Origin of the sequence: Kitasatospora sp. NPDC087315 (assembly GCF_044744345.1) — a bacterium.
Classification (GTDB): Bacteria; Actinomycetota; Actinomycetes; order Streptomycetales; family Streptomycetaceae; genus Kitasatospora.
This window is the reverse complement of the sequence record NZ_JBIUYD010000029.1, coordinates 1-20,603: the sequence shown is the minus strand read 5'-3', so window position 1 is coordinate 20,603 and position 20,603 is coordinate 1. Positions and strand designations below refer to the sequence as shown.

Below are 20,603 nucleotides of genomic sequence, written 5' to 3'. Positions count from 1 at the left end.
CTGCCCTCTCACCCCTGGGCGAGGGCAGCGCCATCCGCTGCGAGGTGCAGGCGGGGTAAGGACTCCTTGCCTCACAACTTGCTCCGGCTTCCGGTGGACTGACCTCAGTTCGGAATGCGGGTGACCATTTGCAGGCCGGGCCAGTGGACGTTACGGCGTGCGGTGGAAGCTCGGCAATCTCCTCGATGGCACGGGGTTCACGACGGGGCGTACACGCGAGCCCCCTTCTAGAGGGGGGCTCGCGCGTGAACGCTGGGTCGTGTGGACGGCGTGTGCGCCTCCGTGATCGCTCTACCTGCGGTTTCTTCGCTGAGCGTGGACGGTGTGAATGGCTTTCGCGGGGCTCTGCGCGGGAGGCGTGCGTGGACGGTCTTGTGTACGGTCCACGCCGGGGGAGCGCCCAGTGGCGGCGATGGTCCGCTCGTGCGCCGGCGGCCGGGTACAACGGTCGGCGCTGTCCGCTGGCCCGTGCGGTCACCTCGGTCAGTTCTGTCGACTGGCGTGACCGCAGTGACCGGACCCCGGTCACTGCGGTCGGTCAGAACGACGGACTGACCGGGGACGCGGTCACTCACGCTTGCCTCGGTCACTCCAGTCGTGGTGGCGGTCAGGAGACGGCCGTGATGTGCCGGGCAGAGGGGCGGTAACGGGCCTGCTGGCCGCCCCCGACACCACCAGCAGTGCCTTCGGCCTTGACCGCCAACCCACTCTTGACCAGGCGGTCCAGGTGGCGGCGAGCCTTCTCGATGTCGGCGCGGTCAGGGTTGGCCTCGCCGGTCAGGGCGGTCGCCAGGTCACGAGCGGTCAGGCCGTCCGTGGCGGCCCTCAGGAGGGTGACCGGATCCAGGGTCGGTTCGACGTAGGTGGTTCCGCGCTGGTGGTCGTGGACAACCGGAAGCGGGCCGATCTCGCCGGTCACGGTCTTGAGGTGGTGAAGGGTGACCGCCGGGTCGCCGGCCTCGCCGGAAATGAACAGGACACTGCCCGCTCCGGCGGTCAGCCAGGTCGAGCCGTACACCTGGTCCAGGGTGGGACGCTGGCCGCGTGGCGCGTCGGCGGTGGCCTTGCGCTGGTGGTGAAGCTCCATGATCTCGACGCCGGCGCGCAGGGCCCGCATGCGGGCGTTGTTGAAGGTGACGGCCAGGGAGTCGTCCACGAGGGTGCTGACCGCGTCCTTGAGGCTGTCGATGACGATGGTGTCGGCGCGGTGGGCGGCGGCGAGTTCGGCGAGGAGGTCGGGTTCCTTGTCGAGGGTGGCGGGGAGCGGTCCCTGCCACACTGCGAGGCGGTCGCGAAGGTGGACCTCGTCGACAGGCATGATGCGGCGGGCCATGGCGCGGGCGATCTGCTGGGGGCGGTCCATGGCGAGGTAGAGGACGCGTTCTCCCTCTGCGACGGGGAGGTCGAGGACGGCGGCCTGGAGGCCGAGGCGGGCGAGGACGACCTGGTGGGCGATGGTGGTCTTGCCGACGCCCGGCGCGCCGACGATCATCAGGCTCTCGCCGGAGGCCCAGGCGGTCTGCTCCCGGGTGCCCCACAACGGTTCCTTGTCCGCGCCGGTCTTGGTGACGAAGTCCCAGCCGTTGACGATGTAGCGGGACAGGCGGCTGCTGCCGGAGGCCAGCGCGCGTTCGCGCTCGGCACGGATCTCGGTCTCGACAGCCGTACGGATCTCGTCCGGGTCGGCGCCCGGAGTCAGTGCGTGGTGGACGGTGCGGATGCCGGTGGCGTGCAGGGTCCGCAGTTGGGCGTCTCGACGCACGATCTGCGCGTAGTAGTCGGCGTTGTCTGTCGAGGGCGGCGCGACGGCAACCAGCGTGTGGAGGTAGGACGACCCTCCGACGCGAGAGAGATCTCCCGCGCACTGCAGGTGGTCGGTGAGGGCGATGGGGTCGGTGGGCGCGTCCTCGGCGCGCAGCGCGAGGATCGCGCGCCAGATGGTCTCGTGAGCGGGGCGGTAGAAGTCGCGTGCGTCCAGCATGCTGCGGACCTTCTCCACCGCGTGGTGGTTCACCATGCAGGCTCCGAGGACCGCCTGCTCGGCATCGACGTTGTGCGGCGGCTCCCCGGAAGGGCGGTCGGCGTGAGCGTTCGACGGGTCGCTCGGCCGCCGGTCGTGGTGGGATGACGGCTTTGACGGCGGGGCCGTAGGCTTGTCCACAGCGGTGTCCTCACTCGGAGGCGCTGGGCGGCTACCCGGTTCCTCCGTTGTCGACTGTTCCAGGGATGGGCGGTTTCGAGGTTCTGCTTCGGCCCTCGGCGTTCGTAGCGCCGGGGGCCTTTGTGTCTCGAAGCCGGGTGGCTGGCCGGCTCGATGCAGTTCGGCTTGGTTGCGTTTCGCTTTGCATCACGTTAACGTCGTGCTCGGCGCATTGCAAATGGGCTTAACAACTATGCATGGAGGGTTGGCCGTGGCTGGTGCGGATTCAAGACAGCGACTGGAGGGGGAGGAGAACGTCGCCCGGCGCATCAAGATGGAGCGCGAGGCGCGCGGGTGGAGTACCGCCACGCTCGCCGATCGCCTGACCGAGGCTGGCTATCCGCTCAACCAGTCGGCGGTGTGGCGCATCGAGAGCGGTGAACCGCGTCGCCGGGTGAACCTGGACGAGGCCATCGGCTTCGCCAAGGTCTTCGACATCTCTCTGGACAACCTGGTCGGACCGCCCGAGATCGCTGCCAACGCCCACGTGAAGCGGCTGCTGGCAGAGTTCGCCGAGAGCTGGCAGAAGTCCGTCGCCGCCCGCAAGGAGATGGACCGCGCCCGCGACGCGCTCGATGCCTACGGCGCCGCCCACCCGAACCTCGCCGAACTCATCAACGCGATGATCACCCGGGTCGTCGCCGATGAGGCTGGCGGCGACTACCGCTCGCCGAGCATTCCTCCTGGCTCGTCCGAGACCCAAGGTCTCGCCGATCCAGGAGCCGCGACGTAACTTGTCGCTCCCGAGCGCGGCCCTGGCCGCCCAAGGGCACCTGCTGCATGGTGCTGGGTCTGCACGCCGCTCCTGCCGCTGATCCGATGACGACCGGCATCATGCTGGACGTCCGGTGGTTTGGTGCGGCCGGAATCAACCGCTAACGTCCCCTCCCGCCAGTCGGACCACGGGCCTTGCCAGCCCATGGAGCTTCGACCGGCCCATGCCTTCCGCAGCCCCTCGGCGCTACGAACGCCGGAGGTCACAACGCGGACCCGCACAACCGAAATCGCCCATCCCTGGAACATCGACAACGGCGGCGCATAGCCGAAAGCGCCGCTGGGATAGGACACCCATGTCCGAAACGCCGTTGAAGCTTGCCCGAGTGGCCCATGCCCTCGGCATCACGGAGCAGGTCCTCCTGCGCCTGATCGCAGATCAGCACGGTGCAGCCGACCCCACGCTCGTCGCTCTCACCGTCGAGGAAGCCGCCCGCCGCCTCGGCGTCGGCCGGACGACGATGTACGCCCTGGTCGCCTCCGGCGAAGTCCCGTCCGTGACGATCGGCCGACTCCGCCGAGTGCCCGCCGAGGCGCTCAAGGAGTACGTCACCGCCCGTACGCAGGCCGCCGCTTCGACCGTCGCGCTCGCGGCCTGAGGGGGAGCGTATGGCGAAGACCCGCAAGCCCAACGGCGACTCCTCGATCTACGAGGGAAAGGACGGCCGCTGGCACGGCCGCGTCACGGTCGGCGTCAAGGACGACGGCACCCCCGACCGCCGTCACGTCAGCGCCAAGACCCGCCCCGAGGTCACGGCCAAGGTCCGCAAGCTGGAGAAGCTGCGCGACAACGGCACCGTGCCCAAGGCCGGCCAGAAGTGGACGGTCGGCAAGTGGCTGACCCACTGGATCAAGGAGATCGTCCCCGGCACCGTCAGCGAGAACACGTACGCCGGATACGAGGTCGCCGTCCGCGTGCACCTCATACCCGGCCTCGGCGCGCACCGCCTGGAGAAGCTGGAACCCGAGCACCTGGAGCGCTTCTACAAGAAGATGCAGGCCGCTGGCAGCGCCGCCGGTACTGCCCACCAGGCCCACCGCACCATCCGTGTCGCCCTCGGCGAGGCCCTGCGGCGCGACCACCTCACCCACAACGTGGCCACGATCGCCAAGGCCCCGAAGCTTGAAGAGGAGGAGGTCGAGCCGTTCGAGATCGAGGAGGTCCAGGCGCTCATGGACATGGCGCGCAAGCGCCGCAACTCCGCCCGCTGGATCTTCGCGCTCGCCCTTGGCCTGCGTCAGGGCGAGGTGCTCGGGCTCCAGTGGAAGGACGTCGACTTCACCCGAGGCGTCGCCTGGGTCAAGCGCGGCCGGCTGCGGCCCAAGTACCGGCACGGCTGCGGCGACCGCTGCGGGCGCAAGCCCGGTTTCTGCCCGCAGAAGGAGCCGATCCGGCGCGAGACCAAGGACACCAAGTCCCGAGCCGGGCGACGCGCGGTGCCGCTGCCCGAGCAACTCGTCGTGATCCTCCGGCAGCACAAGGAGGAGCAGGACCGCGAGTGGGCCCTCGCCCGCGACCTCTGGACGGACAAGGGCTACGTCTTCACCTCGGAGACCGGCGAGCCGCTCAACCCCAGCACCGACTACCACCACTGGAAGCGGCTCCTGCGCGAGGCCGGCATCCGTGACGGCCGCCTCCACGACGCCCGGCACACCGCCTCGACTGTCCTCCTCCTGCTCGGCGTGCCGGAACGGATCGTGATGGCGATCATGGGCTGGTCCTCGACCTCGATGGCCCAGCGCTACCAGCACGTCACCGAGCCGATGCTGAACGATGTCGGCAGGAAGATCGGCGAGGCGCTGTGGGGTGGGGAGGCGGAGCAGGGCAACCAGTCACCGCTGGCAGACCACGAGGCATGAATGACCGTTGCCGCCTTGCTTCAACTGCATGTGCAGTTGAAGCAAGGCGGCAACGCCCATCCTGGTGCAGCTCTCTCGCCAGCAGTGTCAGCCTGTCGACGCGTCCATCTCGGCCCAGATTCTGAGGATGGGGGCCAGTGTGTTCACCACTGCATCGTCCATGTCAGCTGGCTCTGCGCAGATCGCTCGCCCGGAGGCGTCACGCGTGACCAGCGAGATTTGCCCGGCTGTCTTACCGTTGCGAGTGGCCGCGTACACCGTCAGCGCTTCCATGCGATCCAGCCGATCCCGAGCTGGGAAGAATACGGTCCCCAGCTCTTCCTCCCTCTTGGTGGGAAGCGCAAACCACGACTCCGCGATTACAAGCACACCATCGGCGTTCATCGCCTTCACCTGACTGGCCAGCTTCTCGAAGGCGAGGATCTTCGAGTTCTGGTTGTAGAAGATGAGCCCACCCATTTTGATCAGCGCGTCCCCTCGGTAAAGAAATACGAAGGTTCCGTGCTCTCCGTCCATCTCCATGAGCCGTTGAGCGTTCGCCATGAACTCCGGTACGGCGTCGATGGGTCCGTTGGTTGGAATCTTGGCCCGACTGCCATAACGCTCAACGGACTTTGCGATCAGCTCTTCGTCACGCTCGATGACCAAGGAGGTGGACTCGATCTCGACACCTTCCACCAAGTCGAAGTGAGCCTCCAGACCGTCCTTGGCGTCCAGCATGCAGTGCGGGCGCGTGCCTGATACCTGAAGGCTCGACGTCACACACTCTCGGTCATGTGCCTCCAGGTCGCACACAGGCACGCCAGCCACCGAGTGGCCTTCGGCGAGCAACTCTTCGAGCCGCGTGTACGCCTCGCCCGTCGCATCCAGGAGCTCCCACGCGGGCAGCGCCTTGTCCACCCAGCGCCTCCTGACAGTCATGGTCCCGAAGGGCGGCCGATAGCGTCGCATGACGTCGTCTGTGATCTCTCGGATCGACATCCTGGGCGGATACTTCGACGACGTGCCGATGACGCGCTGAAGCCAGTCCTGATGCCATACGACCTGAAGCTCACTGAGAAGCTCCAGATCAGCCTCCTTTGTGATGCGGTTACGCGACTTCACGATCCACCGCATGATCTCATTGCTGCCGGAACTCTGCTAGAACCGCGGGTACCACTCGTCGAAGCCGACGAGTTGAGCCTTCTGCTTTTGCAGCAGCCAGGTCACATTCCGCAGGTTCTGGACCAACGAGTTCATGGTCAACCTGAACTCGTGCGGGTCGAAGTAAACCTCATGCAGCCGGTGCCATTGGGCATGGCAATCCATTAGCCGCCGATGAGCGTTGGGCATCGGGCACGGCTGCGCGGCGTCATCTGAGGTCATGCACAGATGCTAGGTGTGTCCACCTTGCCGCACCTGACAATTTCCCGGTCACATCGAACAGCCACCATGGCCCTGATCGTGAAGCTGGTGGAGTTGGCCAGCGGTAGCGACGGCGAGGGCGTACCAGGGGTCTGCTGGACTCGCCGTGGCTACGCCGTCGTGGCGCCGGGGCCGGTCAGATGGATCCAGCTGGCGACTGAGACCAAAATTGAGACCACGAGACGACGAAGGGCCCGACCGCAGTGCGGTCGGGCCCTTCGTTTGCCCTGGCGGGCGGAGGCGGAGGATACGAGATTCGAACTCGTGAGGGGTTGCCCCCAACACGCTTTCCAAATGTTCGTCCGACCGTTCGGGGGCGGCCGTAAGCGTCCTGACCTGCGGCGGAGTGGTCCGCCAGCTGGGCTCTGAACGGTGCTGGACGGGGGTGAATGCAACCAAAACTGCAACCAGAACTGGTCGCCTCATGCCGCTCTCGTGGGGCGAGGGAGCATTTCAGTCGCGATCAGCCCTGAGCGCGAACCTCCCGCCACCGCGCGGCGGTGGTCTCGCTCACCGTGTAGTAGAACTCGGACTTGTAGTCGGCGCCATCGCTGGGAGCCTCTACCCAGGTCATCGGCCAGTTTCGTCGACCGTAGTGCTTGTGCACGACGCGGGTGAAGGCGGACAGGACGCCCCGTAGGCGCTTTCGGTCCACGTTCAGCAGCTCCACGAGAGACGTGTAGCTCACCCGCTGGCCGGGCTGCTTGGCCAAGATGTCGAGTACGCCGGTGACTACCTGCACGGAGTCCAGCGCGTCCTGCGTCAGCTTGCGCAGGTCTTGCACGCTCCACTCGACGAAGGGCCATTCGCCGTCCTCCAACGGAGTGGCGGCGGTCTCTGCCGATGGAGCCGTCGTGATGCCGGCGAGTTCCGCAAGGAGCGCATACACCTGCGTGACGTGCTGGCTCGGAACCGGTACCGAGACGAATTCCTGAGACATGCCATTCCCTCCCAATGCTTCCGCCGTCTGGCGGATGGCTGAATACTTGCATGCCTCATGTCCAGGTGTCTAGGTACTTATCGGTGCTACTAGTCCAGCCTTATTCCCGTGTCTGGCGTTAGCCCCTCGCTGTGGCGCGATGGATCGAGGTGCAGCCGACTGAAGGCGCGCACGACTTCATGCAGTCCAGCCCTTCGAGTGACAGGCCGGACTGGTCACACTGGCGCGAGGATGTCCTTGGTGTCTTCGACGACGACCTCCAAGTGGCGGCGCAGAAGGCGCACCTGCTTGGTCCGGGCCAGCTTCGAGTGGGGAATCACCGTGCCGGCCAACATCCGGAGGGTCCGAGTCGCGTCGCCCTGGAGCCTCAGGATCTCGTAGTAGTCAGCGACTTCCGGGATGTACTCGGTGCGGTACACGTTGTCTCTGGGGTCGTACGTGAACACGGCCGATGAGTCCTTCAGCTCTGCAAGGCTCTCTCGCAGGTAAGCCATCCCGTACCTGACTTGGCAGCGCGTGAGACCTGTTTCGTCGAGCAGCTCGTCAAACGTCAAGCCCCGGGTTCCTGCCCCGTCCAAGGCGTCCTTGACCATCTGCGCCGATACCTCGGCATGCTGGTACGCGGTCATCGCTATTCATCCCTTGGGCACTGGACGAGCATCCTCCGCGCAGCCTTCCGGCTCCTCCAGCCGATCGTCTTGATGCTTCCCTGTCTGTGCTTCCCCGAGCGCGCGGAGGGCAGACGGCCTGCTCCTTCCTGTGGATGTCAGTGTTGATCTTGTTTCATTCGCTACTCCGCCAGCAGTCGTTCCAGCGCGGAGTCGATATCGGTGCTCCCCGTGTCCAGGGCATGCTCTGTCCACGAGACTGCGGCAGTCACGCGCTGAAGTCCCTCGCGGATCGAGTCCTTGGCGTCCTCGGAGAGCTGGGCCACGTGGAGGGTTGGCAACGCCCGGCCGATGCCGTGAGTGAAGTCGGAGCAGAGGTGCAGGACGGAGTACACCTCTGCTTGTTCGTTGATGCGCCGGATCTCAGGGCGCTTCTTCGTCTGCTCGTGTGCCTCGACGATTCGCTCGGTCTGTGCCCGGTTGAACGACTCGCGAACAGCCGGCCGCTCGACGACGCGGCGCGCCACTTCTTTCCGGCTCATGACGCGCTCAACAGCCTTGGCCGCTACCTGCTCGTCGTTGAGGAGGTCCTCGACCATCTGGAGGCGCTCGTCCTCAGTCTCAGGAACGTCGGTCTTCCAGCCCATTACCCGCTGGGCCGCAGCGCAGGTCCACTCTGGGCGGCCGGTCTTGCGGTGTACTGGAGGGTCGAGGATCAACTCGAACCGGTCGTGTCGGTAGGACAGGATGGAATGGACCGTCCAGCAGACGTCCTCCTGCCGCTTGTCCTTCGGCCAGGCGCCTGCGACGAGCCGGTAGCCCTCGAACGTCTGCCGCGTGAGCCCGACCTCGTCGGCGTAGTCGGCCAGCATTTTGTACGCCTTCATGGGCAAGTGCCTGCCCTTCGGCGGTAGCGGCACCAGCTCAAGGCCGATGTCACCCAGCCGGAACTGGACCGTGCTCTCGCTGTCGACCAGCTCTTGCCCGAGGTGAACTAGGTTCTTCCACTCTTTCGGGCTGTACTCGGTCACCAGGCTCGTAGCCATCTGACCTCCCGGGTCAGTGACCCCCTTTGTCCCACTTTATTCCAATATGGAGGAGTGCAGGGGCGGCGCAACCGGGGGCTGGTCGGCCACGACAGGCGGTGAGCGATGGAACGTGTGACAGAGCCAGTGGCCAGGGACGTCACGGTGAGACGCTTTGCTGCCGGTGACTCCGTGGACGAGCTGACCGCCCTGCTCCATCGCGCCTACGCTGATCATGCGGCTGCCGGCAGGGCCTTCTTCGCGTCCTACCAGTCCGTGCAGGACACGGCCCATCGGCTGGGGGCGGGCGAGTGCTGGGTTGCCTGCAGAGGCACGGAGCTTGTGGGGTCGGTGACGGTGGCGGCCCCGTACACGATGCCTGCCGGATATCCGGTACCAGCGGGGGCTGGCTCGTTTTGGCAACTGGCAGTGGATCCTACGTACCGCGGAACGGGGCTTGGGCAGCGTCTGCTGGCGCTGGCGGAAGAGCGCGTCGCTGATCTCGGGGCCAGGGCGGTAGTCATCGACACATCGGCCGACGCGGTTGAGCTGGTCGGCTGGTACCGCCGGCGGGGGTACCAGCCAATCGGGAGGTGGCGGTGGGACGTGACCAACTACGAGAGTGTGGTTCTGCTGAAAGACCTTGTGGGGGTAGGGCGCAAGCGGTGACGGGCGGCCGGTGCTCTCCCGAGCCGGAAGGACACCGACCGCCCGCACGAGCGCCTGAGCTACTGACCGAGGACTCGGGCAGTGTCCTTGCCAGCGACGGTGATCGCCTCGTCGAGGGCCTCGGGGCGGCGTCCGCCGGCGCTGGCGACGGGGCCCTTGCCGCCGGCTCCGCCACCGACCGTACGGGCGGCGGCGGTGAGGAGCTGGCTGGCCTGGATGCCGGTGGTGTGGAGGCTGCGGGTGATGGCGGCGGCGAGGAGGGCCTTGCCGTCATGTTCGGCGCCGAGGATGACCGCAGCGTGGTTGTCGCCCAGGAGGTCGGCGGTGTTGGTGGCCAGGGTGCGGAGTTCGTCGGGACTGAGGCCGGTGACGTTCTTGGTGACGATCCGGCCGCCGGGGATGGTGCGGGCGGAGGCCGCGAGCTGCCGGGCGCGGGTGTGCAGCTCGGTGTCGCGGATACGGGCGAGTTCCTGTTGGGCGGTGGTGAGGGCGTCGAGGCGCTTGCGGAGGGTTTCGGGGGCGTCCTGGGGGCGGGTGCCGAGGAGGCTGGAGAGTTCTTCGAGGAGGCGGCGTTCGGTGTCGTGGTAGGTGAGGGCGTCACGGCCGGTGAGGGCTTCGATGCGGCGGAGGTTGGAGCCGATGGAGGCTTCGCCGAGGATGCGGACGGGGCCGGCGTTCGAGCCGTGGGGGACGTGGGTGCCGCCGCAGAGTTCTCGGGAGAAGTCGCCGATGTCGACGATGCGGACGTGGTCGCCGTACTTCTCGCCGAACAGGGCGGTGGCTCCGGCGGCCTCGGCTTCGGAGCGGGTGGCGTGCCAGATGCGGACTTCAGGGTCGTCGAGGAGGTGGTCGTTGACGAGGGCCTCGATGGCGGCGAGCTGGGTGCGGTCGAGGGCGGAGAAGTGGGCGAAGTCGAAGCGCAGGCGGCCGGCGTCGACGAGGGAGCCGTGCTGGCGGGCGTGGTCACCGAGGGTGCGACGGAGCATGGCGTGCAGGACGTGGGTGGCGGAGTGGGAGCGGGCGACGGCGTCGCGGCGCGGGCCGTCGACGAGGGCTTCGGCCTGTTCGCCGGTGCGGATCTCGCCTTCGCGGACGCGGACGGTGTGGACGTGGAAGCCTTCCAGGCCGAGCTTGGTGTCCAGGACCTCCAGGAACGCGCCGCCGGTGGTGCGGATGGTGCCGGTGTCGCCGACCTGGCCGCCGGATTCGGCGTAGAACGGGCTGCGGTCCAGGACCAGTTCGACGGTCTCGCCTTGGTCGGCGCCGGGCACGACGGTGCCGTCGGAGATGAGGCCGAGGACGGTGGCCTCGGTGTCGAGGCGGTCGTAGCCGACGAAGTCGGTACGGCCGTGGCGGGAGGACAGCTCGCGGTAGGCGTCCTGGCGGCGCAGGGCCTCGGCGGTCTTCGCCTTGCCGCCGGTCTTGGCGCGCTTCTGCTGCTCGGCGAGCAGGGCGGTGAAGCGGTCCTCGTCGACGCTCAACCCGGCGTCGCGGGCGGCCTCGATGGTCAGCTCAACGGGGAAGCCGTAGGTGTCGTGCAGCTCGAAGGCGGTCTCGCCGGTGAGCGTGGTGGAGCGGCCCTCGCGGCTGCGGGTGATGGCGGCGTTCAGCAGCCGGGTGCCCTGGCTGAGGGTGCGGGTGAAGGACTCCTCCTCGGCGGTGACGACCTGCTCGATGAGGGAGGCCTGGCTCACCAGTTCGGGCCAGACGTCGCCGAGGTTGGCGATGACGCTGGCGGTGGCCGGGGCGAGGACGGGCTGGTCGATGCCGAGCAGGCGGGCGTGGCGGATCGCGCGGCGCATCAGGCGGCGCAGGACATAGCCGCGGCCGTCCTTGGCGGGCAGGACGCCGTCGGCGATGAGGTAGGCGATGGAGCGGGCGTGCTCGGTGACGACCTGGAAGGAGACCTTCTCCTCGCCGCCGGGGCCGTTGCCGGGGTAGTCGCGGCCGGCGAGTTCCTGGATGGTGGTGAGGGTGGGCAGGAGCAGGTCGGTGCTGCAGACGTTCTCGACGTCCTGGAGGATCGCGGCGAGGCGGTCGAGGCCGAGGCCGGTGTCGATGCTCTGCCGGGCGAGGTCGCCGAGGATCGGGAAGGTGCCGTTGTCGTCGTCCTCGCCGCGCAGGGACTGCATGAAGACGAGGTTCCAGATCTCGACGTAGCGTTCGCCGTCGACGGCCGGCCCGCCTTCGCGGCCGAAGGCGGGGCCGCGGTCGTAGTTGACTTCCGAGCAGGGGCCGCAGGGCCCGGGGACGCCCATGGACCAGTAGTTGTCCTCCATACCGAGGCGCTGGACGCGGTCGGCGGGGACACCGATCCTGCGCCAGAGCTGTTCGGCCTCGTCGTCGTCCTGGTGGACGGTGATCCAGAGACGGTCCTTCTCCAAGTTGTAGCCCTGGGTGAGGAGTTCCCAGGCGTAGGCGATGGCGTCGGCCTTGAAGTAGTCGCCGAAGGAGAAGTTGCCCATCATCTCGAAGAACGTGGCGTGCCGGTTGGTGCGGCCGACGTTGTCGATGTCGGAGGTGCGGGCGCACTTCTGGATGGTGGTGGCGCGCGGGTAGTCCGGGGTGACCTCGCCCAGGAAGTAGGGCTTGAACTGGTTCATGCCGGCGTTGGCCAGCAGCAGGGTCGGGTCGGACGGGATGAGCGGGCTGGACGGGACGTGGCGGTGGCCGCGCGAGGTGAAGAAGTCCAGGAAGGTGGAACGGATCTGCGTCGAGCGCATGGCGGTATGGCCCTCACGGAAGAGTCGCGGAGAGAGGTGGGGTGATCACACGCCGAGCCGGGCCGAGAACGAGGACTGAGTGGTTCTCAGTTCTCCAGCTCGGCGCAGATAGCTCGCGCCCCCACGGTGTAGACCATGACTCCGGCATCCGTCGCTCTGAGGTGGCGCAGCCGACACGGGACGCAACGGTCCGCTGCGACTGCGCCACCAACAGTAGCGGGTCCGGGGTCAAGATCGCTTGGAGTTGTCCTCCTGTCGGCCGATGCCGACCAGGAGGGGCAGGACGAAGGCGGCGTGGTCGGCGCGGGGCATCACGAGGTGGGCTCCGGCCCGGGTGAGCGCTTCAGGGCCGGCGAAACCCCAGCCGGCGCCGACGGCGGTGACGCCCGCGGCGTGGGCGGCGTGGATGTCGGTCTCGGTGTCGCCGACGAAGATGCCCGCTCTCGGGGTGACGTCGAGCCGGTCGAGGGCGAGCAGTACGCCGTCGGGGGCGGGCTTGGGCTGGGCGTCCTCGTAGCAGACGATCGTGTCGATCTGGTCGAGGATGTCCTGTGGCAGAAGCCAGTTGACCCGTTCGCGGCTTCGCAGGGTGACGACCCCGGTGCCGACTCCGGCCTCGCGGAGCGCGGCGAGGGTCTCGGCGACGTACGGGAACACCTCGGCGGTGAGGGTGGCGGTGGCGCTCGCCGCCGCCCAGCCGTCCTCGTTGATCGGACCGTCCAGCCCGAGGTCGGAGAGGACGTACTCGCGTGGGGTGGTCGCGGCGGAGGGCGGGAGGTCCGCGACGGTAACGCGCCTGCCAAGAGCGGAGGTCGCGTAGCCTGCCAGGGTGGCGAGTTGGGCGGCCTGGCTGTCGACGAGGACGCCGTCGAGGTCGAAGAGCACGGCCCGCTTCACGCGGCACCACCCGTCCGGGGCGCCGGCAGGTCGTCCTCGGTGAACAGGGAGTGCAGGGTGACGTGATGGTCGGCGAGCAGAGCCCGGCCGCCGAGCGGGCGTTCCAGGACGCACAGGGCGTGGGTGACCGGTCCGCCCACCACCCGCAGGATGCGTGCCATGTGGAGCAGTTGGCCGCCGGAGCGGACCACGTCGTCGACGAGTACGGTGCGGCGGCCGTCGATGGCGATCCCCTCGACCTGGTGGCACGAGCCGTAGCTCTTGGGCTTGCGGCGCACGAAGACGGCGGGCAGGCCGGTGGCGGCGGACAGCGCCACGACGAGGGGGACGCCGCCGAGTTCGATGCCGGCGAGCACCTGGGCGTCATCGGGGACCAGGCCGGCCAGGGCGGTGGCGGTGTCGCGAAGGAGCGCGGGGTCGGAGGCCATCCGGTACTCGTCGAAGTAGGCGTCGAGCTGTGTGCCGTTGGCGAGCTTGAACGGGGCGTCGACGCAGGCGGTTTCGGCGAGCCGGGCGGCGAGGCCGGCCGGCGGGGTGCGGGTGGTCATGCTCCTCCGATCGGGGCGGTGTCGAGCGTGGCGAGGTGGGCGCGGAAGGCGTCGGCGGACTCCGCGGTGGCGAGGAAGCCGAGCGGCCGGGTCGGGGCCTCGTACAGCCAGCGCTCCTCGCGCAGGAAGGCGAGCAGCCGAAGTGCTGCCGGTCCGGCGACACAGACCGGGACGGGCCGGATGACGGTCGCGTAGTAGAGGGCGGCGGTCAGCTCGTGGAGGGTGCCGACTCCGCCGCCCATGGCGACGATCAGGTCGGTGTTCTCCAGGTAGTGGTTGAGCCGGGCACCGGGGTCGGGCAGGTGCACGGACAGGGTGGTGTGCGGGTTGAACGCGCCCCACTCGTCGTGCTTGCCGATCAGCGTGACGGCAGTGACCGTGGCTCCCTGGCCTCCGGCTCCACGGGCGGCGGCCTCCATCAGCCCGTTGTAGCCGCCGTGCAGGAGCTGGTACCCGGCCTGGGCCAAGCTCCGGCCGATCTCCTCGGCCAGCGTCTCCTCCTCGTGCGAGGTGGGGACGACGCCGCCGAAGAAGACGGCGCTCAGGCCCTCGCGGGCCCGGCTGGCGGCCGGGCCCGCGAGGTGGAGTGCGTTCACACCAGCTCCTGGTAGGTGCGGTAGGCGGCGACAGCGTCCCGCAGACCGTCGAGCGCCTGCGGGCAGGCCCGCTCCGTCAGGGCGAGCACCCGCTCGATCGCCTCGGTGACGTCGGCCGCCTCCGGGACGGCCGGGCCGCCGATCGCCGCATCCAGGTCGCCCAGGCAGGCCCGGCCGATCGGGGTGACGGCGATCTCCTCGCGCAGCTGGTACCAGCCCCAGTACCGCGAGGCCGGGGCCAGGGCCGTCTTGATCAGGTCCTTCGTCGCCGTGTGCAGTCGGTGCCACTCGGAGTACGCCACGAACCGCTGGCCGCGCCGGATCCGCTTGTGCAGGAGCACGGCCAGCACCAGGTGCTCGATCAGCAGCTCGGCGCAGGAGCGCGGCCGGGCGGCGAAGGCGGCGACGAAGCTCTCGGCCGCCGCGATGTCCGACGCGGCAACCGGTCCGGGCCGACGGTCGAGCAGGACGGCGGTGCTGACCATCGCCTGCAGCCGCGGGATCCGGGAGGCCGGTGCGACGTAGAGGTCGATCTGGTGGAGCTTCCCCTCGTCCGGGACAAGGAAGACCATCCCGACGCCACCGAGGTCGGCGACGATCGTGTCGCGCCAGCCGGGCAGCAGGGCGCCGGCCTCGACGGGCATCAGGGTGTCCAGCGCCTCGACGAAGGCCGGGAGTTGGGCGTCGTGGACGCCGACGACGAAGTCGACGTCGGACAGGCGGTCGGCGGTGCCGTGGGCCAACGACCTGCGGACCATCAGGTGGGTCACCGACAGGGAGGTGGCCAGGATGTCGGCGAGCTTCGACAGCAGCGGCAGCTGTGCGGGCCGGTTGGCCTGGGTGATCTCCGCCAGTTGCAGGGTGGGCATGCGCTTCTTCCTTCCGGGCGCAGGTGCGGGCTGGGATCAGGCGGAGAGGGCCAGCAGGCGACGCTTGGCGCTCTCCCAGCGCGTCGCGGCCTCCATGTCGCCGAGGGAGGTGTGCAGTTCGGCGATCAGGTCGTACGCCGTGCCCTCCGGCAGGGCGTAGGTGTAGAAGAGCCGCAGCAGCATCCGTTCGGCCGCCTCCGTATAGCCGAGGGCGGCCATGTTGCGGGCGCTCTCCAGTCGCGCGGCCAGGACGGTCTGGTCGGCGACGGGCAGCGGCTCCGCGACCGCCGGGCTGAGCGCGGGGCGGCGGGCCAGCCGCTGGTAGGCGTCGTCGGCGTACACGTCGGCGATCAGGTGGATCCGGTCCGGGCCGAGCAGGTTGCACACCCCGTGGGCGTACGTCGGCGTCAGCCGCCAGATCCGCCCGCCGGCCATGTGCACCTTGGTGCCACCGGTGACCAGGAACGCCGAGGTGTTGGTGTGCAGCGGGACGTGCAGCCGGTGCCGCTCGACCTGGTGGAGCTCGTCGTAGTCGCGGTGCTCCCAGAGGAAGGCGTTGCCCTCCAGCCGGGCCAGCCGCACCCACATGAAGTCCAGGCCGAGGTCGGCCAGGAACGCGGCGGTGGCCGGCATCCGCCCCAGCAGATCGGTCGGCCGGGCGGCGCAGTCGCCGATCGTCACGTCGGCGGCGTCGCCGGAGGCGTTCATCAGCGAAGTGGTCCACCAGCCGCCGGACTGGTAGGCGCCGTACTCCGCCTTCCACGGCGCCTGGGCGGTCAGGGCCTCGTGGCGCATCCGCTCCAGATGGGCGGAGTCCACCGCTTCCAGCTGGGCGATCTGCCCGGCCAGAGCGGTCAGGGTGCTGTCCATCGGTTCCCTCCGTTTGCCGGCTCGCGGCATGGCGAGCCGGAATGCACGTGGTGCTGGATGGGTGATCGGGCGCCACCCCCGGCGCCCGTGATCTCACGCTTCGCTGTCGGTGATGCACGGACAGCGAGGTGGCGTTCAGGATGGCGGCGCCGGGTGCGGCACCGATACGACGCGGCCACCGTCACCATCCCGTCGTCCTGAGGGGCGGTGAGGCCGGAGCCATGTCGGTGTGCGTCATGACTGCCGTCATGGCCGCCGTCATCTGGGCCGGGACGGCCTCGAACAGGTTTCCTGTCGAGCGACGATGGCTATCGTCAGAGCAGACGAACGGAGACGGAGATGATCCGCAGTGGCTGAAACTCCAACACTCCTACGAGTTTTGACACTTCAGCGGCACTGGCAGGTCTACGAGACCTTCCGCCTCCGGTTCGAGGCGACGGCAAACTCGGCCGCCGAGCAGGAGCGCGACCCCCGACTCCGGGGCCTGTCGGTCTCCAAGCGGCAGTTCGAGCGCTGGTACGGCGGGGCGGTGAAGACCCGCCCCTACCCGGACCAGTGCCGGGTGCTGGAGGCCATGTTCGGTGTCAGCGTTGACCAACTCCTCGCACCCGCACCGGCCGACCCTGTGCACGCCGCCGCCTCGTTCGTCGTCCCGCCACCACGGCCGGTCCCTGTCCTTCTCCCACCCGAGCAGGCAGCGGTACTGCCTGTTGGTGGCCCGTCCAGCAGCGAACCCCGCTTCGACGCGGGCACCACGGAATTGGAAAGGCAGGTCACGATGGCGGCTCGTCGTGCACTTCGGTTCACCGCGATGGCGGAGGGCAGCAGCATCGGCACGGAGACCCTGGGCCAGATCCACGACGAGGTACGACGGCTGACCGTCGCCTACCCAAAGCTGGCGCTGCCGACTCTGCTCGGCGACCTGGTCGAGGTCCAGGACCTCACCTTCCGACTGCTGGAGCACGGCCGCGTCAAGCCGCTGCAGGCCCGAGAGCTGTACCTGCTCGCCGGGATCACCTCCGGCATGCTCGCCAAGGCCAGCCACGACCTCGGCAACCCGAGCGCCGCGATGATGCAGGCCCGCACCGCCTTCGTCTGCGCCGACAACGCCGACCACCACGCCATGCGCGCCTGGGTCCGCTCGCTCCAGTCGCTCATCTCCTACTGGGCCGGCCGCCCCGGCGAGGCCGCCGAGTACGCGGCCCTCGGGCAGAGCGCGGCCGGCGACGTCCGCGGCACCACCAGCGTCTGGCTGGCCTGCCTCTCCGCCCGCGCCCACTCCCTCCTCGGCGACGGCGAGGCCACCCGTGCGGCCATCCGACAGGCCGAGGATGCCCGTGCAGTCGTCGAATCCGACGACCTCGACGCCTTCGGCGGCATCATGACCTTCCCGGTGCCCCGCCAGCTGTACTACGTCGCCGAGGCCACCGTGCAGCTCGGCGAGGACTCGGTACTCGGCGAGAGCCGGTCCGAAGCGGCCGTTGCCGCCTACCGCGGTGCCTCCGAGGACGAGTGGGCCTTCGGCGACCAGGCCGGCGCCCAGACCGACCTCGCACTCGCCCGCATCGCCCGCGGCGAGATCGAGGGCGCCGCCGAGGCCGTCCGCCCCGTGCTCGACCTCCCCGTCGAGCAGCGGAACTTCGGCATCGTGAGCAGCGCCCAACGCGTCCACGCCGCCCTGCGCGGCGACGGCCGCCGCAGCGGCGACGCGGCGGCCGATCTGCGGGAGGAGATCGAGGCCTTCACCGCCACCCCGACCTCGGTCCTCGTCCGGTGACCCTGCGGATAGGCTCCGCAGCCATGACCCCAGTTCATCTGACCGGCCCCAACCTGGCACTGCGCGAGGTCGAACCCGAGGACACCGACGACCTCCTGGCTATCTACGGCGACCCCGAAGCCACCCGGCACCTCAGCTTCGAACCCCGCACCCGCGAGCAGGTCCAGGCGATCACGGACCGCTCCATCGCCTCCGCGCACGCCACCCCGCGCGACGAGTACTGCCTGGCCGTCACCCGGCGCGACGAGCACCGGCTCATCGGCTACGCCCGCCTGGCCACCGAGCCGCAGCAGGCCGCCACCATCGGCTTCGCCCTCCACCCCGCCGTGTGGGGCAAGGGCCACGGCACCGAGACCGTCCACCTGCTGTGCGCGCTCGGCTTCGACGTCCTCGGCCTGCACCGCATCTGGGCCGCCCGTTCCCCGCTCAACGAGGCCTCCGCTCGCACCCTGCTGCGCGCCGGCATGACCGAGGACGGCCGCATCCGCGATCACGTCTTCGTCCACGGCGCCTGGCGCGACTCGATCACCTACTCGATCCTGGAGCACGAGTGGACACCGATCGGCGGACTCGGCACGTCGAGCGCGCTCGACCGGTCGGCCGCCCCGCCCGGCGGCGAGAGCGTACCGGGGAGGTGAACTCGTGGTGACCGAGCTGGCCGTGCCGCACATGTTGATCCCCGGCATCGCCGAGTTCGCGCGGGGCGGCGTACCCGCCCCGCCCACCACTGACGACGGCAACCAGTGGGTCGACGGGTTCTGCTGGCTCTACTGCGGGCAGCAGTGGGCACGGGTCCTGTGGATCGGACCGGCCAGCGTCGCAGGTGCCCAGGCGGACATGTACGCCTGTGAGCCGTGCATCCGGGAGCTCCAGGAACGAGTCTGGCGTTCGATCCTCCTCAACGACGAACCGTCCCGCCCGACGCTGCCAGCGTCGCGTGCCCCAGAACCTGCGTCGGGCGCGCGGCGGGTGGGGCGGCATCGCCGTGACGGCTGGCAGCTGTCTCGACGGTAGTTCTGTCTTGGGCGTGGGTGGCGCTTCGGAGGACAGACTGCCTGAGATCCACTACTCGGTGAGTCTGCGGTGGTCCTGCTCCCTGATTGTTCGGCTCCTACGTTCTGCAGCTTCAATTGCCCGCACCGCAGCCAGACGTTCGCCTGGAGTGTGCATGCAGTACGGGCAGCCGCCGACGTTCTCGAAGGTCTCCCGCAGGGCCAGGTGGCCGAGGTGGCAGCGGACGACTTCCGCCTTCCGTCCCTCCGCACTCCAGAAGAGAGGGGCTTCTTCCGAGCCACTGGTCATGTGATCACTTCCTTCGGCCTGGCCGGACCGGACTCGGTCTTGTCTCGAACCTACGCCTTCACGGTCCTCGTTGAGCTGTGGTGGTCATGCTGTGTGCCGACACACCGCTTCCAGTGTGTCGGCACACAGCGTTGCTCATTCCAGGTTCCAGGTCACTCCGGCCAAGAGGCCGTCGAAGGCAAGCGCCCGCATGGCGGTGTCGTAGTCGTCCCACTCGTGTTCGGGGGCGGTGAAGTGCAGGTCGAAGTAGGCGCGGGTGAGGTCGGGCTCGTGCCACTCGGCCGTACAGCGGCAGCGGACGAAGACCTGGTGGCGGACGCTGAGGAGGAGCCAGTCCCGGCGAGCGCGGCAGTTGGGGCAGGTGATGGGGATGCCGCGGGCGTCGAGTTCGCCGGCATGGGGGACGGCGCGGATGACGGTTCTGTGGTGGCCGTCGTGGTCGGTGCCGGGGTTGGTCAAGTGGTGCCCTTCGGTGTCGGGTGACGGCTGCAAGCACACAAGACGCACGGCGGCCGGAACGGTTCCCGGCCGCCGGAGAAGACATCGAACTGAACCGCTGCGGGTTCTGCAGAGACTCTAGATTGTTGCTGTGACCTGCAGGTTTGGCTGCTGTTGGCTGTAGTAGGCGGCTTCGTACTCGGCAGGTGGGGTGTGGCCGAGTTCACTGTGGAGCCGGGTGGAGTTGAACCAGTCGACGTACTCGGCGGTGGCGATCTCGACATCGGTCAGGGTCCGCCAGGGGCCCTGGCGCTTGATGAGCTCGGTCTTGTACAGGCCGGTGGTCGACTCCATCAGGGCGTTGTCCAGGGCGTCTCCGACTGTTCCGATGGAAGCCGCGATCCGCTCGGCAGCCAGGTGGGTCGCCAGGCGGAACGACGTGTACTGGGCGGATTCAATTGATCGTCGCAACACCTTGATTGAGGTGGTGTTGCATGGGACGGCCAGCAGGTTGGATCACGACGCTGACGGGGCGTCCGGCGATGCGTTCGCCGGGGCGGCCCCCGATCCGGCGCGGTGTGGAGCGGGAGTTCTGGGTGCGGATCGCAGAGGGGATGTCCAGTGAGGAGGCGGGGATCGCGTGCGGTGTCTCGGGTGTGGTCGGCTCGCGGTGGTTCCGGGAGGGTGGCGGCATGCCCACGCTCGGGCTGGGACCGGACTCGGGCCGGTTCCTGTCCTTCGCCGAGCGCGAGGAGATCGCGCTGCTGCGGGCTCAGGATGCCGGGGTACGGGAGATCGCGCGTCAGCTGGGCAGGTCGCCCTCGACGATTTCGAGGGAGCTGCGGCGCAACGCGGCCACCCGCGGTGCCCGGCTGGACTACCGGGCCTCGATCGCCCAGTGGAAGGCCGAGCTGGCGGCCCGGCGCCCCAAGACCCCGAAGCTCGTGGCCGACGGGCGCCTGCGCGAATACGTTCAGGCCCGACTGTCGGGCGAGGTTCAACTGCCGGACGGGACAAAGGTTTTCGGCCCGCTGACCCCGGAGTGGAAGGGACGAAACAAGCCGCGCCGTGAGGACCGGCGATGGGCGACGGCCTGGAGCCCC

22 protein-coding genes are annotated in these 20,603 nt (G+C 68.8%); 8 read left to right on the top strand and 14 right to left on the bottom strand.

All coding sequences use genetic code 11. The features are described 5' to 3' along the window. Window positions 1-607: 607 nt before the first annotated feature. Window positions 608-2,161, bottom strand: coding sequence for a DnaB-like helicase N-terminal domain-containing protein (locus tag ACIO5D_RS32400; RefSeq protein WP_400799557.1), 1,554 nt, complete (start codon window positions 2,159-2,161; stop codon window positions 608-610). Window positions 2,162-2,411: 250 nt separating this feature from the next. On the opposite strand from ACIO5D_RS32400, the gene ACIO5D_RS32395 reads away from it, so the two are divergent. The 3 genes from ACIO5D_RS32395 (at window position 2,412) to ACIO5D_RS32385 (ending at window position 4,834) form a co-directional block, all read left to right on the top strand. Continuing rightward, on the top strand, window positions 2,412-2,933 hold the full coding sequence (locus ACIO5D_RS32395) for a helix-turn-helix transcriptional regulator (RefSeq protein ID WP_400763270.1): 522 nt from the start codon (window positions 2,412-2,414) through the stop codon (window positions 2,931-2,933). Window positions 2,934-3,300: 367 nt separating this feature from the next. After that, window positions 3,301-3,573 (top strand): helix-turn-helix domain-containing protein, encoded by a 273-nt coding sequence (locus ACIO5D_RS32390; protein WP_400763273.1) that lies wholly within the window; start codon window positions 3,301-3,303, stop codon window positions 3,571-3,573. Window positions 3,574-3,583: 10 nt separating this feature from the next. Next, the gene (locus tag ACIO5D_RS32385) at window positions 3,584-4,834 is read left to right on the top strand and encodes a tyrosine-type recombinase/integrase (RefSeq protein ID WP_400799554.1); all 1,251 of its coding nucleotides are present in this window, start codon (window positions 3,584-3,586) and stop codon (window positions 4,832-4,834) included. Window positions 4,835-4,921: 87 nt separating this feature from the next. On the opposite strand, the gene ACIO5D_RS32380 is transcribed toward ACIO5D_RS32385, so the two are convergent. The 5 genes from ACIO5D_RS32380 to ACIO5D_RS32360 form a co-directional block, all read right to left on the bottom strand. After that, window positions 4,922-5,950: a hypothetical protein gene (locus ACIO5D_RS32380; RefSeq protein WP_400799552.1), complete on the bottom strand. Its 1,029-nt coding sequence runs from the start codon at window positions 5,948-5,950 to the stop codon at window positions 4,922-4,924. Between the two features lie 24 nt (window positions 5,951-5,974). After that, window positions 5,975-6,199 (bottom strand): hypothetical protein, encoded by a 225-nt coding sequence (locus ACIO5D_RS32375; RefSeq protein ID WP_400799549.1) that lies wholly within the window; start codon window positions 6,197-6,199, stop codon window positions 5,975-5,977. A 502-nt stretch (window positions 6,200-6,701) separates the two neighbouring features. Beyond that, entirely contained in the window at window positions 6,702-7,178 is a 477-nt protein-coding gene (locus tag ACIO5D_RS32370) for a hypothetical protein (protein WP_400799546.1), read from the bottom strand. A gap of 215 nt (window positions 7,179-7,393) precedes the next feature. Further along, window positions 7,394-7,807: a hypothetical protein gene (locus tag ACIO5D_RS32365; RefSeq protein WP_400799543.1), complete on the bottom strand. Its 414-nt coding sequence runs from the start codon at window positions 7,805-7,807 to the stop codon at window positions 7,394-7,396. Between the two features lie 161 nt (window positions 7,808-7,968). Beyond that, window positions 7,969-8,832 (bottom strand): DUF6192 family protein, encoded by an 864-nt coding sequence (locus ACIO5D_RS32360; RefSeq protein ID WP_400799540.1) that lies wholly within the window; start codon window positions 8,830-8,832, stop codon window positions 7,969-7,971. Window positions 8,833-8,937: 105 nt separating this feature from the next. Here ACIO5D_RS32360 and ACIO5D_RS32355 point away from each other — a divergent pair, with 105 nt between their 5' ends. Continuing rightward, window positions 8,938-9,480 carry a GNAT family N-acetyltransferase gene (locus ACIO5D_RS32355; protein ID WP_400799537.1) on the top strand — a complete coding sequence of 181 codons (543 nt, stop codon included), beginning with the start codon at window positions 8,938-8,940 and terminating at the stop codon, window positions 9,478-9,480. A 59-nt stretch (window positions 9,481-9,539) separates the two neighbouring features. Here ACIO5D_RS32355 and alaS read toward each other — a convergent pair whose 3' ends face one another. The 6 genes from alaS to ACIO5D_RS32325 form a co-directional block, all read right to left on the bottom strand. Beyond that, window positions 9,540-12,203, bottom strand: coding sequence for an alanine--tRNA ligase (gene alaS, locus ACIO5D_RS32350; RefSeq protein ID WP_400799534.1), 2,664 nt, complete (start codon window positions 12,201-12,203; stop codon window positions 9,540-9,542). A gap of 228 nt (window positions 12,204-12,431) precedes the next feature. Then, window positions 12,432-13,100, bottom strand: coding sequence for an HAD family hydrolase (locus tag ACIO5D_RS32345; RefSeq protein ID WP_400799531.1), 669 nt, complete (start codon window positions 13,098-13,100; stop codon window positions 12,432-12,434). Beyond that, on the bottom strand, window positions 13,097-13,648 hold the full coding sequence (locus tag ACIO5D_RS32340) for an orotate phosphoribosyltransferase (RefSeq protein ID WP_400799528.1): 552 nt from the start codon (window positions 13,646-13,648) through the stop codon (window positions 13,097-13,099). The genes ACIO5D_RS32345 and ACIO5D_RS32340 overlap by 4 nt, the downstream gene beginning before the upstream one ends. Further along, a complete protein-coding gene (locus ACIO5D_RS32335; protein WP_400799525.1) occupies window positions 13,645-14,244 on the bottom strand; it encodes an LOG family protein in 600 nt (199 codons plus the stop codon). Before ACIO5D_RS32335 ends, ACIO5D_RS32340 begins: the two co-directional genes overlap by 4 nt. Further along, a complete protein-coding gene (locus ACIO5D_RS32330; RefSeq protein WP_400799523.1) occupies window positions 14,241-15,113 on the bottom strand; it encodes a hypothetical protein in 873 nt (290 codons plus the stop codon). The genes ACIO5D_RS32335 and ACIO5D_RS32330 overlap by 4 nt, the downstream gene beginning before the upstream one ends. 36 nt (window positions 15,114-15,149) lie before the next feature. After that, on the bottom strand, window positions 15,150-15,983 hold the full coding sequence (locus ACIO5D_RS32325; protein WP_400799520.1) for an aspartyl/asparaginyl beta-hydroxylase domain-containing protein: 834 nt from the start codon (window positions 15,981-15,983) through the stop codon (window positions 15,150-15,152). Between the two features lie 379 nt (window positions 15,984-16,362). Here ACIO5D_RS32325 and ACIO5D_RS32320 point away from each other — a divergent pair, with 379 nt between their 5' ends. The 3 genes from ACIO5D_RS32320 to ACIO5D_RS32310 are packed head-to-tail and all read left to right on the top strand — an operon-like array spanning window position 16,363 to window position 18,774. Next, entirely contained in the window at window positions 16,363-17,760 is a 1,398-nt protein-coding gene (locus ACIO5D_RS32320) for a hypothetical protein (protein WP_400799517.1), read from the top strand. A gap of 23 nt (window positions 17,761-17,783) precedes the next feature. Beyond that, window positions 17,784-18,398, top strand: coding sequence for a GNAT family N-acetyltransferase (locus tag ACIO5D_RS32315; protein WP_400799514.1), 615 nt, complete (start codon window positions 17,784-17,786; stop codon window positions 18,396-18,398). 7 nt (window positions 18,399-18,405) lie between these two features. After that, a complete protein-coding gene (locus ACIO5D_RS32310) occupies window positions 18,406-18,774 on the top strand; it encodes a hypothetical protein (protein WP_400799511.1) in 369 nt (122 codons plus the stop codon). A 423-nt stretch (window positions 18,775-19,197) separates the two neighbouring features. Here the strand turns inward: ACIO5D_RS32310 and ACIO5D_RS32305 are convergent, their stop codons facing one another. Together ACIO5D_RS32305 and ACIO5D_RS32300 are read right to left on the bottom strand one after the other, a co-directional pair. Further along, entirely contained in the window at window positions 19,198-19,521 is a 324-nt protein-coding gene (locus tag ACIO5D_RS32305; RefSeq protein WP_400799508.1) for a hypothetical protein, read from the bottom strand. 117 nt (window positions 19,522-19,638) lie between these two features. Beyond that, on the bottom strand, window positions 19,639-19,971 hold the full coding sequence (locus ACIO5D_RS32300; RefSeq protein ID WP_400799506.1) for an integrase core domain-containing protein: 333 nt from the start codon (window positions 19,969-19,971) through the stop codon (window positions 19,639-19,641). Between the two features lie 221 nt (window positions 19,972-20,192). Here ACIO5D_RS32300 and ACIO5D_RS32295 point away from each other — a divergent pair. Then, window positions 20,193-20,603: transposase (locus ACIO5D_RS32295; RefSeq protein WP_400799650.1), on the top strand; the 411-nt coding region annotated here is incomplete at its 3' end.

Excerpts from the sequence above, each read along its gene's own strand:
- ACIO5D_RS32365 (WP_400799543.1), bottom strand. The coding sequence starts at position 7,807 with ATGACCGCGTACCAGCATGCCGAGGTATCGGCGCAGATGGTCAAGGAC.
- ACIO5D_RS32355 (WP_400799537.1), top strand. The coding sequence starts at position 8,938 with ATGGAACGTGTGACAGAGCCAGTGGCCAGGGACGTCACGGTGAGACGC.
- ACIO5D_RS32340 (WP_400799528.1), bottom strand. The coding sequence starts at position 13,648 with ATGACCACCCGCACCCCGCCGGCCGGCCTCGCCGCCCGGCTCGCCGAA.
- ACIO5D_RS32360 (WP_400799540.1), bottom strand. The coding sequence starts at position 8,832 with ATGGCTACGAGCCTGGTGACCGAGTACAGCCCGAAAGAGTGGAAGAAC.
- ACIO5D_RS32330 (WP_400799523.1), bottom strand. The coding sequence starts at position 15,113 with ATGCCCACCCTGCAACTGGCGGAGATCACCCAGGCCAACCGGCCCGCA.
- ACIO5D_RS32375 (WP_400799549.1), bottom strand. The coding sequence starts at position 6,199 with ATGACCTCAGATGACGCCGCGCAGCCGTGCCCGATGCCCAACGCTCAT.
- ACIO5D_RS32325 (WP_400799520.1), bottom strand. The coding sequence starts at position 15,983 with ATGGACAGCACCCTGACCGCTCTGGCCGGGCAGATCGCCCAGCTGGAA.
- ACIO5D_RS32315 (WP_400799514.1), top strand. The coding sequence starts at position 17,784 with ATGACCCCAGTTCATCTGACCGGCCCCAACCTGGCACTGCGCGAGGTC.
- ACIO5D_RS32370 (WP_400799546.1), bottom strand. The coding sequence starts at position 7,178 with ATGTCTCAGGAATTCGTCTCGGTACCGGTTCCGAGCCAGCACGTCACG.
- alaS (WP_400799534.1), bottom strand. The coding sequence starts at position 12,203 with ATGCGCTCGACGCAGATCCGTTCCACCTTCCTGGACTTCTTCACCTCG.
- ACIO5D_RS32385 (WP_400799554.1), top strand. The coding sequence starts at position 3,584 with ATGGCGAAGACCCGCAAGCCCAACGGCGACTCCTCGATCTACGAGGGA.
- ACIO5D_RS32380 (WP_400799552.1), bottom strand. The coding sequence starts at position 5,950 with ATGCGGTGGATCGTGAAGTCGCGTAACCGCATCACAAAGGAGGCTGAT.